Annotated in this window: 11 protein-coding genes; 6 read left to right on the top strand and 5 right to left on the bottom strand. The window is 34.6% G+C overall.

Annotated elements, in window-relative coordinates:
* Positions 1–130 precede the first annotated feature (130 nt).
* Both ACODSB_RS00565 and ACODSB_RS00560 read left to right on the top strand, forming a co-directional pair.
* On the top strand, positions 131–592 hold the full coding sequence (locus ACODSB_RS00565; protein ID WP_029271860.1) for an Lrp/AsnC family transcriptional regulator: 462 nt from the start codon (positions 131–133) through the stop codon (positions 590–592).
* 270 nt (positions 593–862) lie between these two features.
* Positions 863–2,209: a deoxyguanosinetriphosphate triphosphohydrolase gene (locus ACODSB_RS00560; RefSeq protein WP_488935627.1), complete on the top strand. Its 1,347-nt coding sequence runs from the start codon at positions 863–865 to the stop codon at positions 2,207–2,209.
* A 73-nt stretch (positions 2,210–2,282) separates the two neighbouring features.
* Here ACODSB_RS00560 and ACODSB_RS00555 read toward each other — a convergent pair whose 3' ends face one another.
* Genes ACODSB_RS00555 through ACODSB_RS00540 form a run of 4 tightly spaced genes read right to left on the bottom strand, consistent with a single transcriptional unit; the run spans position 2,283 to position 6,810 of the window.
* Entirely contained in the window at positions 2,283–3,284 is a 1,002-nt protein-coding gene (locus tag ACODSB_RS00555) for a DUF3078 domain-containing protein (RefSeq protein ID WP_053470118.1), read from the bottom strand.
* A gap of 36 nt (positions 3,285–3,320) precedes the next feature.
* Complete coding sequence (locus ACODSB_RS00550; protein WP_488935626.1) at positions 3,321–5,111, bottom strand: 1-deoxy-D-xylulose-5-phosphate synthase; 1,791 nt, start codon at positions 5,109–5,111, stop codon at positions 3,321–3,323.
* Between the two features lie 52 nt (positions 5,112–5,163).
* Positions 5,164–6,039, bottom strand: coding sequence for a hypothetical protein (locus tag ACODSB_RS00545; protein WP_488935625.1), 876 nt, complete (start codon positions 6,037–6,039; stop codon positions 5,164–5,166).
* 3 nt (positions 6,040–6,042) lie between these two features.
* Positions 6,043–6,810, bottom strand: coding sequence for an energy transducer TonB (locus tag ACODSB_RS00540; RefSeq protein WP_488935624.1), 768 nt, complete (start codon positions 6,808–6,810; stop codon positions 6,043–6,045).
* 61 nt (positions 6,811–6,871) lie between these two features.
* Here ACODSB_RS00540 and ACODSB_RS00535 point away from each other — a divergent pair, with 61 nt between their 5' ends.
* The 4 genes from ACODSB_RS00535 (at position 6,872) to pbpC (ending at position 16,501) form a co-directional block, all read left to right on the top strand.
* Positions 6,872–7,315: a nucleoside deaminase gene (locus tag ACODSB_RS00535; RefSeq protein ID WP_056207927.1), complete on the top strand. Its 444-nt coding sequence runs from the start codon at positions 6,872–6,874 to the stop codon at positions 7,313–7,315.
* Positions 7,316–7,348: 33 nt separating this feature from the next.
* On the top strand, positions 7,349–7,981 hold the full coding sequence (locus ACODSB_RS00530) for a hypothetical protein (RefSeq protein ID WP_488935623.1): 633 nt from the start codon (positions 7,349–7,351) through the stop codon (positions 7,979–7,981).
* A gap of 199 nt (positions 7,982–8,180) precedes the next feature.
* The gene (locus tag ACODSB_RS00525) at positions 8,181–13,856 is read left to right on the top strand and encodes an alpha-2-macroglobulin family protein (RefSeq protein ID WP_488935622.1); all 5,676 of its coding nucleotides are present in this window, start codon (positions 8,181–8,183) and stop codon (positions 13,854–13,856) included.
* Between the two features lie 269 nt (positions 13,857–14,125).
* Positions 14,126–16,501 (top strand): penicillin-binding protein 1C, encoded by a 2,376-nt coding sequence (pbpC, locus tag ACODSB_RS00520; protein WP_488935621.1) that lies wholly within the window; start codon positions 14,126–14,128, stop codon positions 16,499–16,501.
* A gap of 303 nt (positions 16,502–16,804) precedes the next feature.
* Here pbpC and ACODSB_RS00515 read toward each other — a convergent pair whose 3' ends face one another.
* Entirely contained in the window at positions 16,805–18,349 is a 1,545-nt protein-coding gene (locus tag ACODSB_RS00515) for an Rne/Rng family ribonuclease (protein ID WP_053470125.1), read from the bottom strand.
* Positions 18,350–18,422 lie beyond the last annotated feature (73 nt).

Here is an 18,422-nt window from a genome sequence, read left to right as displayed (position 1 = left end):
AATTTATTGTATTAGATTTTATAACTTATATTTGACCCTTATTTCAGTAAAATGTATTTTAAAAGTTATTTTAAAAAGATTTTATTACTGTAAATGTCTTTTAAACGAACCTTTAGCCGTAAAAAAAACTATGGAAAACCTCGATAAAACCGATTTGCTGATCCTGAAACACCTTCAGGAAAACTCAAATATCAACACAAAAGACCTCGCCAGTAAATTATTTCTTACTGTAACGCCAGTTTATGAACGTATAAAAAGGTTAGAAAGAGACGGATTTATAACAAAGTATGTGGCATTACTTGATAGAAAAAAAATGAACCGCGGCATGACAGTTTTTTGCAATGTCCGTTTAAAAGAACACGCTAAAAACGTGGGAAGTAATTTTGTAAAAGATATCGTAGCGCTTCCTGAAATTATAGAATGTTATAATATTGCGGGCGATTACGATTTTATGCTAAAAATTCTCGTGCAGGATATGGCTAGTTATCAGGATTTTGTAATGAATAAATTGTCAACAATAGAAAACATTGGAAATACGAACAGTATTTTTGTAATGGGAGAAATAAAACACAGTACCGCATTAGAGTTTTAATCTTTTTTTGCCACAGATTAAAAAGATTATAATGATTTTTTTAGGATTGATGGTTAGGTTTTTTGCCACGAATTTCACGAATTTTCACAAATCATTGTATATAAATTAATTCGTGAAAATTCGTGAAATTCGTGGCAAACAAAACATTTAATCTTTTAATTCAAATTAATCTACGGCCTATTTTTATTTAATATTATCCTAAAATAAAATGTATTTTTGACGTTTAGATCCTCAATCTAAAATCAATAATCTACAATCTAAAATAGAACAATGAACTGGGAACAACTTTTATCATTAAAACGTCAGGGAGATACAAGCAAAAGATTACGTGTAGAACAAGATGATACACGATTAGGTTTTGAAGTCGATTATGACCGAATTATTTTCTCGGCAGCATTTCGTTCTCTGCAGGATAAAACCCAGGTAATTCCGCTTTCTAAAACAGATTTCGTACATACCAGATTAACACACAGTTTAGAAGTTTCTGTTGTGGGAAGATCTTTAGGACGTTTGGTAGGTAAAAAAATCATCGAAAAATATCCTTATTTAAAAGAAATTCACGGTTATCATATGAATGATTTTGGGGCAATTGTAGCCGCTGCTTCATTAGCGCATGATATCGGGAATCCGCCTTTTGGACATTCGGGAGAAAAAGCAATTGGCGAATATTTCTCTACCGGAAAAGGATTGAAATACAAAGATAAATTAACGGCAAAACAATGGCAGGATTTAATTGATTTTGAAGGAAATGCCAATGGTTTTTCGGTACTTACGGCAAGCCGTCCGGGAATTGAAGGCGGACTTAGAATTTCATACGCAACATTAGGCGCATTTATGAAATATCCAAAAGAAAGTCTTCCGAAAAAACCAACCAATAATATTGCTGATAAAAAATACGGTTTCTTCCAGTCTGACAAAGCCTTTTTTGAAGAAGTTGCCGAAGATATGGGAATGATCCCAAATAAAGAAGAGGGAGATATTGGCTTTGAAAGACATCCTTTAGCTTATTTAGTTGAAGCTGCAGATGATATTTGCTACACCATTATTGATTTTGAAGACGGAATCAATCTTGGTTTAGTTTCTGAAGATTATGCTTTAGAATACTTAATCAAATTAGTAAAAGACAATATTGGAGTTGCCAAATATAAATTGTTAGAAACAAAAGAAGACAGAATTAGTTATTTACGTGCCTTAGCAATTGGAGCCTTAATTAATGACGCTGTTGATGTTTTTGTAGAAAATGAAGAAGCGATTCTGGCCGGAAATTTCCCTTTTGCTTTAACTGATAAAAGTAAATACAAAGCGCAGATGAATGATATTATCAACTTAAGCGTTGAAAAAATCTATCAAAGCCGTGAAGTTATCGAAAAAGAAATTGTTGGGTATCAAATCATTCAGACTCTGCTTGATAAGTTTATCACTGCATTCAATAACAAATACGAAGGGACAGCATCAAATTATGATAAATTAATCCTGAAAATGTTGCCGGAAAAACATAATTTAGAGAAAGGTAATTTATATGAACGTCTGCTTCATATTTGTCATTATGTTTCTCTTTTAACAGATGGAAATGCCTTGGAATTATACGAAATGATTCAGGGAAGAAAAAAGAATTAATGTTCAAATTATAGTATAAAAAAGTGCCTGTATGTTTGTTTACAGGCACTTTTTTTTATAGTATGAATTTTATTTATTGAAAAGCATAAACTAAACCAACACCAAGAACTTGGCGTAATTGCGCTCTTGGTCCGTCGTTAACCTGCGAAGTACTTCCGGTTACAGGATCAACAACATCTTTTTTAGTTTTAATATCATCATCATAAACTAAATGAATACCAATATTTGCTTTCACATAAGCGTTTACAACAAGATCTAAACGCGTATCGTAATCGACATCGACATTTCCAAATCTGTTTAAATAATCGGTATATAAACTTAATCTGTTTTCGTAAAAAATATTTTTAAAGATTTCGCTTTTCATGTATGCCGTAAAAAGAATACCAAACTCCGCTTTTACTTTTTGTCCTTCCTCAATTAAAATTTGATTATTAGGATCTAAAGGATCTGGTGCATAAACCGCTTTTTTCACACCAAAAGAACCTTGATTTGCCAAGTATTGATCTAATACCAAAGTAGTTTTTAACGTAATAGGAGAGAAGTAAAAAGTTCTGTTTTTCTTTTTGTCTGAATTCTCAGCTCCCGCTCCCAGAAATATATAAGCTGGAGCAAAAGGCCTAGAGATTGCAATATCACGGTTTGGATAATTGTAACCGTCTGTAAATTGTGTATTGAAGTTAAATTTAGCAGAATAATACCAGTTTGAAACCGTATCTTTTCTAAAGCCGTATGTTGAGTTTAATAAAACAGCATCGTCTGTTTTTCTAAGTTCAGTCCCGTCTTGTTTGTTTAAACCATATTTAACAATAAGTTCGTTAACCCACTTATGATTTCCTTTTACAAAAGTTCGTCCAAATTCACCCTTAAATAAACCAGAAATAGAACTTGTTCCCCCCGCACTCCAATTCACAAAAGCGATCTCTGAAATATCAAAACCCACTTGATTTTTTTTAGTCCAGTTTGAAGGCAGTTTAGGTACTTGATTTGGATCTAAAGTCGTTTGTATAAGCTGCGCAAAGTTTTTTGAAGAACAGAGAAGCAACAGAAGCAAAAGGGTAGAACGTAATAATTTCATTAGGCTTATTTTTGTATTTTTGGTGTTGCAAAATAATTATTTTACACCGTTTGAAAAAAGATTTATTAAAGATTTAACGTCAATTTCACACAATTGTTGTAGCTGCAGCACGCTTCCATGCTCAATAAACTCGTCTGGAATACCCAAAATTTTGACATCATTTTTGAAGTTATTTGTGGCAGCAAATTCCAAAACAGCACTTCCAAATCCGCCTCTTTTTACTCCGTCTTCAATTGTAATTATATTTTCAAAAGTTGAAAAAATAGTGTTTAATAAATTGATATCTAGTGGTTTAATAAATGAAAAGTCATAATGCGCAATCTCATCTGAATTCGAACACTGATTTATAGCTTCGATTACATTATTTCCAATTGCTCCTGTAGATAAAATGGCTGTTTTTGTGCCATTTTTTAAGCAGTTTCCCTCGCCAATATTAATTTTTTCGTAATGTCCGAAATTTTCTACTTCCCAGTTTTGTAAGACACCGCGTCCTCTTGGATATCGAATCGCAACAGGATGATTTAATAAGCCTAATTGAGCCGTATATAAAATGTTTTGAAGTGCAATTTCATTAATTGGTGCATAAATAATCATGTTAGGTATAGAACGCAGATAAGCAATGTCAAAAACACCGTGATGCGTTGCACCGTCTTCGCCAACTAAACCAGCTCTATCCAAACAAAAAATAACGGGTAAATTTTGCAAAGCCACATCATGAATAACCTGATCGTAAGCGCGCTGTAAAAAAGTAGAATAAATATTGCAATATACCATCATTCCCTGCGTTGCCATTCCGGCGGCAAGAGTTACAGCATGTTGTTCTGCAATTCCCACATCAAAAGCACGTTCCGGCAGTTCATCCATCATAAATTTTAAAGAACTTCCTGATGGCATTGCGGGCGTGATTCCTATTATTTTTTCGTTCTTTTTAGCTAAATCTAAAATAGTTAAACCAAAAACATCCTGATATTTTGGTGGAAGATTTTCTTCTGATTTTAAATGAATTTCTCCCGTCGAAGCATCAAATTTTCCGGGCGCATGATATTTTACCTGATTCTCCTCGGCTTGCTGTAAACCTTTTCCTTTAGTAGTTACAATATGAAGAAACTTTGGGCCTTTTATCTTTTTTAATCTATTTAATTCTTGGATTAAAGTTGGAAAATCATGTCCGTCAATTGGACCGGAATAATCAAAATTCAGTGATTTTATAATGTTATTCTGCTTCGGATTTTTTCCGTTTTTAACCGCAGTCAGATATTTTTTTAGAGCACCAACACTTGGGTCAATTCCAATTGCGTTATCGTTTAAAATTACAAGAATATTAGCATCGGTAACTCCGGCATGATTTAAACCTTCAAAAGCCATTCCGCTTGCGATAGAAGCATCGCCGATAACCGCAATGTGCTGTTTATCGAAATCCCCTTTTAATTTAGAAGCAATCGCCATTCCCAATGCTGCAGAAATAGAAGTAGAAGAATGTCCAACGCCAAAAGTATCATAAACACTTTCGGTTCTTTTTGGGAAACCAGAAATTCCTCCAATTTGTCTGTTAGTATGGAAAATTTCTCTTCTTTCGGTTAAAATTTTATGTCCGTAAGCCTGATGTCCAACATCCCAAACCAATAAATCTTCGGGCGTATTAAAAACATAATGCAAAGCAATTGTCAGTTCGATTACACCTAAACTGGCACCCAAATGCCCTTCTTTTACAGAAACCACATCAATAATAAACTGACGTAATTCCTGAGCAACTTGAGTAAGCTGCTCTTCTTTTAAAAGACGTAAATCGGCAGGATTGTATATTTTCGAAAGTAAATTGCTTTTCATTGTAAGGTAAAAAGCAAATTTACGGTTTTAAATTTAATTTTTTCGCTGAGCGCTATTTCAATAAAATTGGTACAGAATATTGCATCTTGATTTTTTTTCCATTTGATTCTCCCGGCTGCCATTTTGGACATAAACTTAAAACTCGGATAAGTTCTTTTTCTAAAGGCTGGTCGACAGCAGGTTGAGATTGAAGATAAGATACAGAACCGTTTTTTTCTACAGCAAACGCAAGAATTATTTTCGCTTTTCCAATATTTGAGTCTTCTGGTTTTTTAAATTCTTTTGCAAAAAATGTGTAAAATTGCTCAATTCCACCAGGAAATTCTGCATTTGTCTCCATAACCGCACCAGTAGTAAATAAACTTTCGTCTTCGACTTCCACAGCTTTTTTACAATTTAGCTTTGCAGCTTTTTCTTTTTTAGTATTATTTACAGGATTTTTTTCAAATTTCACGTGATCAACTTTTGGAGGCGGAGGAGGTGGTGGTAAAGGGTTATGATGAGGATCATTCGGATTAATTGGAATGTCTCCAACCATAATTCTTTCTTTAGCAACGGTATCTTTTACAACTTCAACTTTATCAATTTTTTTCTTATTTCCTTCTTTATCTGCACAGCTAAACAAAGTTGTTCCCATTGCCACAAATAATGCCAATAAAAACATTTTATAGTAATTAGTCTGTGCATACAAAATTCGACTTGGAATTTGAATTGTAACAGAATCTAATTGCGATTTTCTAAATCTTCCGCAAATTTTATTATTTTGATTTTGAATGAAAAAATGCTGAATTTCATCAGGAAGCATTGCTGTAAAATCAACAACAGTTTTAGAGCAGCTTAAACAGAAACGACCATTTCCATCTGGAGTCATTTTGTTCCAGTCTTCATGACATGGTTCAGGAATTGTGATTTTATGTTTTCTATTCATTATTTATTGCTTAAAAGAAATTGGTAAGTTCAAAGATGTTCTAACGGCATGATTGTTTAATTTTCCCGGATTCCATTTTGGGGACATTTTTAAAACTCTAATAGCTTCTTCGCCAGTTCCGGTTCCGGCATCACGTAATATTTTGAAAGTACTTAAACTTCCATCTTTTTCTATTACAAACGAGACATATATTTTTCCGGTATATTTTTCTGTTTTATTGGGGATAACATAATTATCGTTAACAAAGGCATAAAACTTTTTCATTCCATTTTTTGGCTCAGGTATGACATCTAAACTTATTGGACTAAAAATATCATCATAATTAATAGTTATGTCTTCGGTTTTTATTTGATGATCATCGGGAACGACAGGCATACCCAATGTAGTAGCAGATATTGTATCATTCTCAACAATTTCTACTTTATCAATTTTTTGTTTCTTCTCATTTTTATCCTGACAGCTAAATAAAGTAGTCCCCATTGTAACAAACAAAGCCAGCAAAAACATTTTATGGTACTTCGTCTGCGTATATAAAACCCGACTTGGAATTTGAATTGTAATAGAATCTAATTGCTCGTTTTTAAATTTTCCGCAAATTCTTTCGTTTTGATTTTGAATGAAAAAATGCTGAATTTCATCAGGAAGCATGGAAGTAAAATCAACAACCGTTTTAGAACAGCTCAAACAAAACCGGCCATTTTCGTTTGGCGTCATTTTGTTCCAGTTTTCACCACAAGGTTTTGGAATCGTTATTTTATGTTTTTCTTCCATATTCAAATATCAAAAAATAAATGTAATAAAAAATAAGTTCTAAAATCCTATTTTTGCAATTATGGAAAACCCTTTTACCGACGAATATTTCATGAAAAAAGCTTTGCAGGAAGCCGAAGAAGCTTTTGCTAAAGGCGAAATTCCTGTTGGGGCCATTATTGTTGTAGCCGATAAAGTAATTGCAAGAAGCCATAATTTGACAGAATTACTTAATGACGTTACCGCTCATGCTGAAATGCAGTCCATAACCGCCGCTGCGAATTTCCTTGGCGGAAAATATTTAAAAGACTGCACACTTTATGTAACGCTTGAACCTTGCCAAATGTGTGCGGGTGCTTTGTACTGGAGCCAGATTTCGAAAATCGTTTTTGGTGCGCGCGACGAGCAGAGAGGTTTTATAACTATGGGAACAAAACTGCATCCAAAAACAACTGTGGTTTCTGGTGTAATGGCTAATGAGGCTGCAGATTTGATGAAGCGTTTTTTTCTGGAAAGACGTAAATAAAATCCTTTTGAATATTTTGATAAGCGATAAGTTATGACTGATTTTTCAATAATAAAAAAACTATTTCATATTACAGAACCTTTTGGTTTTATTTCTGATGAAGTTCAAACTATTGAAAATATTTTTGGGAAACTTCCCCAGGTTTTTGTGGATTATTATACAGAACTAGGTAAAATTCAAAATTTAAATCATACACAGGATTTACTAATTGTACCAGAGCGTTTTCAATATTATAAGCATGATGACTATTTGATTTTTTATTCTGAAAATCAAAAAGCTTGTGTTTGGGGAATACATAAAGACGATTTGTTGAAACCTGATCCGCCTGTTTATATGAGTTCTGATGAAAAAGAGTGGAACTTAGAAACAGAAAAATTATCCGATTTTTTTACTGCAATGGCTTTTCTGCAAGCTGGTTTTGCATTACAATTTCCATGCAATACCTTTTTTGAATTAGAGCAGAAGGAATTAGATTTTATTAAAGAGAATTTTGCTGATAAAGGAGTTGGTTTTAAACAATGGCTTGATGGAATAAACTTTTACGGAAATTGTCCTGATGATGTAATTATTATTATGAGTGGAAATCAAATGTTTTATGCATCAAATTCAGAAAAGCATTTTGCCGAATTAAATAAGGTTTTGTCAAAATTAGGAACAGAACTTTAAGGTTTGATGCTCTTAATCAATGCTGCAATAACTTGCAAACTTCAACAAAAGTTAAATAATTATTACTAAAGAATTTTCTTCTTAAAGAATCAAAAAATACTTTACTTTTATTGTAATTTAATTTGCGTTTTGCTGTTAAGACTTTAAACAGCAGATCATGTTAAATTACTAACTTGTTAACCATTAACTCTAAATAAAAGTGAAAGCAAAAGGTTTAGTTCTCGTATTTTTTGTGTTTTTTATTTTTCAATCCTGCGGCAGAAAATCGGCTGCAGATTTCAACTCCGATTTTTCATTATTTAAAGAGTACATAACCAGCTTTACCAGCGGAATCGTTTCCTCCGATTCTGATATCCGAGTCGTTTTGGCTTTCGACAAAAATGATTGGAAACCCAATCAGGAATTAGACGACGATTTGTTTGATATTTCACCAAACGTTCACGGAAAAGTAGTAGCACTTTCTACAAATACAATTGCTTTTATTCCTGAGAAAAAATTAAATCCGGGAACAGAATATCAGGTTACTTTAAACTTAGATAAACTGACAGCAATTCCAAAAGAAAAGGAAAAAGAGCTTTCTAAATTCAACTTTACGGTTAAAACAGTTAAGCAGGATTTTACCATAAATACCGGCGATATTCAATCGTACAGTAAAGAATATCAATATTTAAACTGCGTTTTAAAAACAGCAGATAAAATTGATCTTGAAACAGCTCAAAAGTTGGTTGAAGCCAAACAAAAAGGAAACAATCTTAAAATTAAATTTGAAAAAACGACTGGTCCTGCAAAAGAATTTCGTTTTATAATCGACAGTATTCAGCGTTTTTCTGAAGCTTCAAATTTGGAAATTATATATGACGGAAATGATTTTGATATTGATCAAAAAGGACAAATCGATTTCCCAATTACAAGTATAAACGAATTTAAAATTATAAAAGTTGAAGTTCCGGACGGAAGCAATCAATCGGTTTCAATTAATTTTTCTGAACCTTTAGAAAAAGGACAGGATTTTGCCGGATTGGTTTCGATTCAGAACACCAATAACTTAAAGTTTTCTACACAAGGGAATCTATTAAAAGTATATTTTACAAACCAAAACGCTCCTAAAAAAGAGGAACCAGCTCCAGTTGTTGTTGAGGAAGAAACGGCCGAAGTTACCGTTGATTCTGCAGCAGTTGCTGTCGATTCTGCCGCTGCAGTTGTTGAAGCTCCGGTAGAAGATATAGTAGAAGTTGTTCCAGATGAAGAGCCGGAACAAGTGATTACTGGAGAATTACTTTTGGAAGTTTTTCAGGGAATTGAAAGCCAGTACGGCAAAAAAATGGAAGCGAACTATTCTGAAAAAATCTCTTTTGATCAGATAAAACCAAGCGTGCGTTTCGTTAAAAACGGAACAATTCTGCCAAGTTCAAACAATTTAAAACTGAATTTTGAAGCCGTAAATTTAAGTGCCGTTGATGTAAAGGTTTATAAAATTTACAAAAACAATATTCTGCAGTTTCTTCAATACAACGAATTAAACGGCGCACAAAACCTTAAAAAAGTAGCGCAGCCTATTGCAAAAACCACACTTAATTTAAGAGAAAGTACGCTCGTAAATCTCACGAAATGGAATACGTATGCCTTAGATTTATCTAAAATTATAAAACCAGAACCGGGAGCGATTTATAGAGTTGAGTTTGAATATAAAAAGAAATACGCGCTTTATAAATGTGAAACATCAGATGGAGATCAGGATGAAACAGAGGAAGAAGAAGTTGACGAAAATGATGTAAACTACAGCGGAAACTCATACGACGATTATTATTACGATGATTACGAATGGAGAGAAAGTCAGGATCCTTGCTCTGGATCGTATTATTATAATGCGAAAATTGCAACTAATATTCTGGCTTCAGATTTAGGAGTTATTGCTAAAAGAGGAGAGAATAAATCGTATTTATTTGCTGTAAATAATATTGTAACGACCGAACCAGTTTCGAACGCGAGAGTTGATTTGTACAATTTTCAACAGCAAAAAATTTCGACGCAAGCAACAAGCAGCGAAGGAATTGCTTCTTTCCAGCTGGATAAATTCGCCTATTTTGCAATTGTTACTTTAGGTGATCAATCGACGTATGTAAAATTGGATGACGGACTTTCGTTATCTGTCAGTAATTTTGATGTTGCCGGAGAGACTTTACAAAAAGGTTTAAAAGGATTTATTTACGGAGAAAGAGGCGTGTGGCGTCCGGGGGATAATTTGTATTTGTCTTTTATTTTAAATGATGCTGCGAACAAACTTCCGAAATCGCATCCGATAAAATTCAGATTAAATGATCCGAATGGAAAAACAGTTTATCAAACCGTTCAAAAAACAAACGATTTAAATCATTATGCCTTTATAGTTCCAACAAATCAGGATGCGCCAACAGGAAATTGGGAAGCCATGGTAAGCGTTGGCGGAGCTAAATTTTATAAGAGCATTAAAATAGAAACGATCAAACCAAATCGTTTAAAAATCAAAAATACATTTACAAGAAAAACGCTTTCATCATCTTATCCAAATACAGATAATCTGGAAGTAACATGGCTTCACGGCGCAATTGCTAAGAATTTAAATGTAGAAATGCAGGCAAAATTCTCGCAGCAAACCACAACTTTTAAAGGATATGAAAAATATAGCTTTGATGATATGGTTCGTCAATTTAGTACCGAAGAAATCAATGTTTTTTCAGGTAAATTAAACGAAAGCGGAAAAGCATCTGTAAATATTCAGCCAAGATTACAAGGTCAGGCGCCGGGAATGCTTCGCGCTTCATTCATTACAAAAGTGTATGAAGAAGGCGGTGATTTTAGTACCGATGTTATTTCGACAACGTATTCTCCATATAAAACCTATGTTGGGGTAAAATCGCCTGAATTGAACAAATATAACATGCTTGAAACCAGAACGAATAATCGCTTTGAAGTGGTTACGGTTGATGAAAACGGAAGACCAAAAGCAGTTCGAAATCTTGAAGTAAGAATTTACAAAGTAGATTGGAGATGGTGGTGGGATTCTTCAAGCGATAATTTATCGAATTATAATTCATCGAACTCAACAACATCTTATAAATCTGTGGTAATTAATACCGATTCAAGCGGAAGAGGAAGTTTTCAATTTGCTTTAACCGATGAAGAATGGGGACGTTATTTAATTAGAGTTGAAGATCCAAACGACGGCCATGCTACAGCTTTAACCGTAAATATCGACTGGCCAATCTGGTCTGGAAAAACCAGAAACAGAGATGCTTCTACAGCTAATATGTTAGTTTTTTCTACTGATAAAAAGAATTATGCTGTTGGAGAAAAAGCACAAATATCTTTCCCTTCAAGTGAAGGCGGGCGTGCATTGATTTCTATAGAAAATGGTTCTCGCGTTGTACAAACACTTTGGGCGGAAACCAAAAATGGAGAAACAAAAGTAGAAGTTCCAATTACAGGAGCAATGGCACCAAATGTGTATTTTAATATCACGTTATTACAACCGCACGCTTCGACTAAAAATGATTCGCCAATTCGTATGTACGGAATTGTTCCGATTGAAGTAGTGGATAAAAACACGATTTTGGCACCAACCATTAATATGCCTGATGTATTAAAACCAGAACAGCCATTTACGGTTAAAGTAGGGGAGAAATCAGGAAAAGAAATGACGTATACAATTGCAGTTGTCGATGAAGGATTGCTGGATTTAACCCGTTTTAAAACGCCAAATGCGTGGGATAGTTTCTATGTTCGTGAAGCTTTGGGGGTAAAAACATGGGACGTTTATGATGATGTAATTGGCGCTTACGGCGGAAAAATAAACCAGATTTTCAGTATTGGAGGAGATCAGGATTTGGGCGGTGGAAAAGCTAAAAAAGCAAACCGTTTTAAACCAGTTGTATTATATTATGGACCTTTTAAATTAGAAAAAGGAGAAACAAAATCACACCAATTAAAACTGCCTAAATATATTGGATCTGTTAGAACAATGGTTGTTGCCGGCGACGCTGCGACAAGTGCATACGGAAGTGTAGAAAAAGCAACTCCGGTTAGAAGTCCGCTGATGGTTTTGGCTTCATTACCGAGAAAAATTTCGCCATCCGAAAAAGTAACGATTCCGGTTACCATTTTTGCAACTGAAAATAAAATCAAAAATGTTTCTGTTCAAATAAAAACAAGCAACGGATTGAAAGTTGTGGGAAGTGCTGTTCAAAAGCTAAGTTTTGCACAGCCAGACGAAAAAATGGCGTATTTCAATTTGGTTGTAGGTTCTGCAACCGGAATTGCAAAAGTGCAGGTTATTGCAACATCAGGAAATGAGAAATCATCTTACGATGTTGAAATCGATATGACAAACCCAAATCCGGTTACGAGTACTTTTACTGATGTTGTTTTAACTCCAAACAGTACCAAAACACTTTCGTGGAAAACGTTTGGTGTTGCCGGAAGCAATAAAGCAAGATTAGAAGTTTCGTCAATGCCATCGATGAATTTGAACGGAAGACTGCAATATTTAATTCAATATCCACATGGTTGTGTCGAGCAGACAACATCGTCAGTTTTTCCGCAATTATTTTTAAGTGATGTTGCTGATATTGATGCCAAACGAAAAGAAATTATACAAAAAAACATTGCAGCAGGAATCCAGAGATTAGGAAACTTCCAGTTATCAAACGGTGGATTACCTTACTGGCAAGGAGGTACAATTGCAGACGATTGGGGAACTTCATACGCTGGACATTTCTTGATTGAGGCGGAGAAAAAAGGTTATGTATTGCCGATAAATTTCAAATCAAAATGGTTGTCTTATCAACAGAAAGAAGCGAAACAATGGCGTTTTGAACCAAAATACGGCAACGATCTCGCTCAGTCTTATAGATTATACACTTTAGCGTTAGCAGGAAATGCCGATTTATCGTCAATGAACAGACTGCGTGAAACAAAATCAATTTCGAATGAAAGTAAACTTCGTTTGGCCGCTGCTTATGTTTTAGCCGGACAAAAATCGGCAGGACAGAATTTACTGCTTCAAACGAGTATTGACGGTTCAGACAACTATAATTATTACTATTATGGTTCAGACGAAAGAAACAGAGCAATGGCTTTAGAAACACTGCTTCTTTTAGATCAAAAACAAAAAGCATTTGCCACGGCAACAAAATTAGCCAAAGAAATGTCAGCAAATCAATGGATGAGTACGCAGACAACGGCTTATTGCTTGTATTCAATGTCGAAATTTGCGATAAGTAACGGTCCAAAAGGAATCAATATTCAGTTTAGCAAAAACGGTAAAGGAGAAACGATCAATACGCAAAAAACAATTGCAGATCGTAGTTTGTCTGCCGCGAGCGGAACAAATAGCATCACATTAAAAAACCTTAAAAATAATACGGTTTATGTTCGCGTATTGAATACGGGAATTTTACCAATCGGAAATGAAAATGCTGTTCAAAGTGATGTTTCGGCAAGTATTGTTTTCAAAAACAGAAAAGGAAGTACTATAGATGTTTCAAGAATTAGTCAGGGGACAGAATTTATTGCTGAGGTTACCATTAAAAACCAAAGAAATGAAAGTGTTCAAAATGTAGCTTTATCGCAAATTCTGCCTTCTGGATTCGAAATTGTAAACACACGTTTCACAGATTATGGGGACGCAGTAAATAATATTGCCGATTATATTGATATTCGTGACGACAGAACTAATTTCTACTTCGGAATGAAATCCAGAGAAACGAAAGTTTTCAGAATTCTGTTAAACGCATCGTATCTAGGAAATTATTATTTACCTGGATTACAATGCGAAGCCATGTACGACAATACATTCCTGGCAAGAACAAAAGGATTCTGGGTTGAGGTTGTGAAGTAAATTTATGGCCCACGGATTTTACGGATGAAACGGATTGACACAGATGTTTTTTAAATTACGCTGCGAAAACCCGTTTCATCTGTAAAATCCGTGGGCAAAAAAGCTTTGCGAACTTTGCAGTAAAAGAAAGTTTCCCGCAGATTTAGCAGATCCAGCTGATAAAATAAAATCTGCGAATCTCCTAAATCTGCGAATCTCCTAAATCTGCGAGAAAAAAAATTTGCGAACTTTGCGATAACCTAGCGTCTTTGCGGTTAAATAAATTAGTCTTGAAAAATAAACTTATAGCGTTTTTCCAACGCATCATAAACTGGATTAAAAGAAATAAAATAAAATCAGCAATTGCATTTGTGCTTTTGCTGATTTACTATTTTTCCCTTCCCCGAACTTTATTCAAAGAACCGTATTCAACCGTTATTGAAAGTAAAGAAGGAGAATTACTTGGAGCTAAAATTGCCCGCGACGGACAATGGCGTTTTCCGGCGCAGGACAGCGTTCCTGATAAATTCAAAAAGTGTATTGTTTATTTTGAAGACGAGTATTTCTACAAACATCCGGGATTTAATCCGGGAGCAATGGTTAATGCTTTTAAACAAAACCGAAAAGCGGGTAAAGTAGTTAGAGGTGGAAGTACTTTAACACAGCAAGTTATCCGATTATCCCGAAAAGGAAAAAACAGAACCTATTTTGAAAAATTTGTTGAAATTATTCTCGCAACCCGATTAGAATTGGGATATTCTAAAAATGAAATCCTTGAAATGTATGCCGCTCATGCGCCATTTGGAGGAAATGTAGTAGGGCTAGAAATGGCTTCTTGGCGTTATTTTGGCGTACAATCCAATCAATTATCATGGGCAGAAAATGCGGTTTTAGCCGTTTTACCAAATGCGCCAAGTTTAATTTATCCGGGAAAAAACCAGATAAAATTACTAAACAAACGAAACCGACTTTTACTGAAACTGCATCAGGAAGGAATAATTGACAAGCAGACGTACGAACTTTCGATAGAAGAACCTTTGCCTCAAAAACCTTATGATCTGCCTCAAATTGCGCCGCATTTATTGCAAAGAGTGGCAAAAAGTGAAGAAGGAACACGAGTAAAAACTACGATCGATCATGCCTTGCAAAATCGTGTAAATCAAATTGCAAGATATTATTACAACCAGTATAAACAGAATGAAGTTCATAATCTGGCAATTTTAGTAATTGATGTTCAAAACAGAAATGTAATGAGTTATGTTGGAAATTCTCCAACGGATAAAGATCATCAAAAAGATGTTGATATAATCGATGCCCCAAGAAGTACGGGAAGTATTTTAAAACCGCTTTTATACGGCGCAATGCTTGACGACGGAGAATTATTGCCAAATACTTTAGTGGCTGATATTCCAACGCAGATTTCAGGTTATACACCGCAAAATTTCAATCTTACTTTTGACGGCGCTGTTCCGGCGCATCGTGCTTTGTCACGTTCGTTGAATATTCCGGCAGTTTTAATGCTTCAGGAATTTACAGTAAACAAGTTTTATGAAGAATTGCAAAAATTCAAACTAAAAGACATCAATAAAACTCCTGATCATTATGGTTTGTCGCTTATTTTAGGCGGTGCCGAAAGTAATTTGTGGGATTTATGCCGAACGTATGCAAATCTTTCTTCCACGGTTAATTATTACACTAAAAACAACGGAAAATACCGAACAAACGAATTCACAGAGCTAAATTATAAAAATGAATTTAAGCCCGATTTTGGTTCAGAAACGAATCAAAAGAATATTTTGGGTGCGGGATCAATTTGGTTAACGTATAACGCGATGGAAGAAGTGAACAGGCCGGAAGGAGATGAAGCCTGGAAGTTTTATGACAGCTCGTTAAAAATTGCCTGGAAAACAGGAACAAGTTTCGGAAATCGTGATGCGTGGGCTATTGGAACAAATTCAAGATATGTAGTGGGAATTTGGATTGGAAATGCAACCGGAGAAGGAAGGCCGACTTTAACCGGAGTTACAAGTGCTGCCCCAATTTTATTCGACGTTTTTAATTTACTGCCAAGACAAAGATGGTTTGATATTCCGTATAAAGATTTAGAAGAAGTTGAGGTTTGTCGTTTAAGCGGATATCTGGCAAAAGAAAACTGTCCGAAAATTAAACAATGGGTTTCTAAAAAAGGAAAATCTACAGCAGTTTGTCCGTATCATAAAACCATTCATTTAGATAAAACAGAACAATTTCAGGTAAACAGCAGCTGCGAAAGCATTGAAAATATTGTAACTAAAAACTGGTTTGTACTGCCTCCGGTAATGGCTTGGTATTACAAAAGTCAGCATATAGAATATTTACCTTTACCGCCATTTAAAGAAGGATGTGAGGGAACACAAACCAAAACAATGGATTTTATTTATCCAAAAGCAAACAGCAAAATTTACCTAACTAAAGACTTTAACAGTAAAGTACAGCCTGTAATTTTAAAAGTAGCTTATTCTGAAAGGGATAAGGAATTATTTTGGTATGTAGATGATGTTTATAAAGCCACCACAAAAACATTTCATGAACTGCCAATTATGCCAACAACAGGAATACATTATATTACGGTTGTAGATGCATCTGGAAATGAAATTAGAAGGAAAATCGAGATTGTGAGGGAATAAAATTTTAAAGGAAATTCAAATTTTTAAATTCCAAATTCCAAAATTTGCTTCTTTATAAAAGATGAAAGGCATTGTATGTCAGGCTGAGCGAAGTCGAAGCCCACGTGCCAATTGGAGCGCCCTTCGACTTCGCTCAGGGTGACACTTTTGTATTCAAAATAACTTTTTAAATATACTTTTTGAACCTAAATTTCCGCCACGAATTACACGAATTGACACAAATTAATTCGTGCAAATTCGTGTAATTCGTGGCAAAAAAAGACACAAAAAAACCGCCCCGATGCATCGGGGCGGTTTTGATTTTTATTCTGAAATAACATTTCCTTTTTTATCATAGAAATGGTATTCTAAGTACGTGTAAGCGTCACGAGGTATGATTTTCACCCATTTCTTATGTTCAAAAAACCATTTTGAACGTAATGATGGAAAACCTTTGCTGAGGTATGCAGCCACAAACGGATGTGTATTAAGCACAACTTTATTGTGGGTTTTTAAAAGTCTTTCTAAGTCAGAGGTGATCTTGTCAATTATTAATATTGGCGCTTCAATTTCACCATTAACTTTATTTGGATCTTCTTCTCTAGTTTTTATATTAACTTCTGGTCTTACTCGCTGTCTTGTAATTTGGACTAAACCAAATTTACTCGGCGGTAATATTTTATGCTTTGCTTTATCGTCGCTCATTTCTTCTCGCAAGAAGTCGAACAAAACTTTCCTGTTTTCTGGATTAGACATATCGATAAAATCAACTACGATAATTCCGCCCATATCTCTCAGACGAAGTTGTCTGGCGATTTCTGCTGCGGCAATCATATTTACTTCCATGGCGGTGTCTTCCTGGTTGGTTGCTTTATTCGAACGGTTTCCGCTGTTTACGTCTATAACGTGAAGAGCTTCAGTGTGTTCGATGATAAGGTAAGCCCCTTTACTCATAGAAACGGTTCTGCCAAAAGAAGTTTTGATTTGTCTCTCTATATTGTATTTCTCAAAAATTGGAGTGTCATTTGATTGATAAAACTTAACAATCGATTGTTTCGAAGGTGCAATTTCTTGCAGATATTCCTTCGTTTGGTGGAACAACTCTTCATCATCTATTTGAATACCGCTGAAGGTATCATTAAATACATCTCTTAATATTGAAGAAGCTCTGTTAAGCTCTCCTAATACTTTTGATGGATGATGAGCAGTTGGTAATTTTTTACACATTGCAGACCATCTGCCAAGCAGGTTCTGCAAATCTTTTTCTAATTCGGCTACGTTTTTGCCTTCGGCTACTGTACGAACAATAACACCAAATCCTTTTGGTTTGATCGATAGAACAAGTTTTTTTAGACGATCCTTTTCTTTTTTGTCTTCTATTTTTTGAGAAATAGAAACACGATCAGAAAAAGGAACTAGAACAATAAATCTTCCGGCAAGAGAAAGCTCAGCACTTATTCTTGGGCCTTTGGTCGATATAGGTTCTTTAACTACTTGAACTAAAACAGATTGATTGGCACTTAAAATATCAGTAATGATGCCATCTTTGTCAATCTCTTTTTCAAACTGAAAGGTTTTTAGGGAGAAATCTTTTATTTTACCTGCGCTTACAAGTTTTATGAATTTCAGCTGAGAAGCTAAGTTTGGACCTAAATCGTGATAATGTAAAAAGGCATCTTTTTCGAAGCCTACATTTACAAAAGCAGCATTAAGTCCGGCAACTGGTTTTCTGATTTTGGCAATAAAAATATCACCAACCTGAAAGTTGCTTTTCTCTTCTTCTTTGTGTAATTCAATTAGTTTTCCATCTTTTAATAAGGCAAAATCTACGGCTTCAGAACTAGATCTAATGATTAATTCTTTATTCACACTGTAAATTTTTATCTGTTTTTTCAGAAAATAGAGTATAGAGAGAAGAGCATAGATTTAAAAAAATCTAAAA

This window comes from Flavobacterium sp. FG68 (assembly GCF_057808895.1).
The sequence above is the reverse complement of the archived record's forward strand: the minus strand, read 5'-3'. Positions and strand labels throughout refer to the sequence as shown.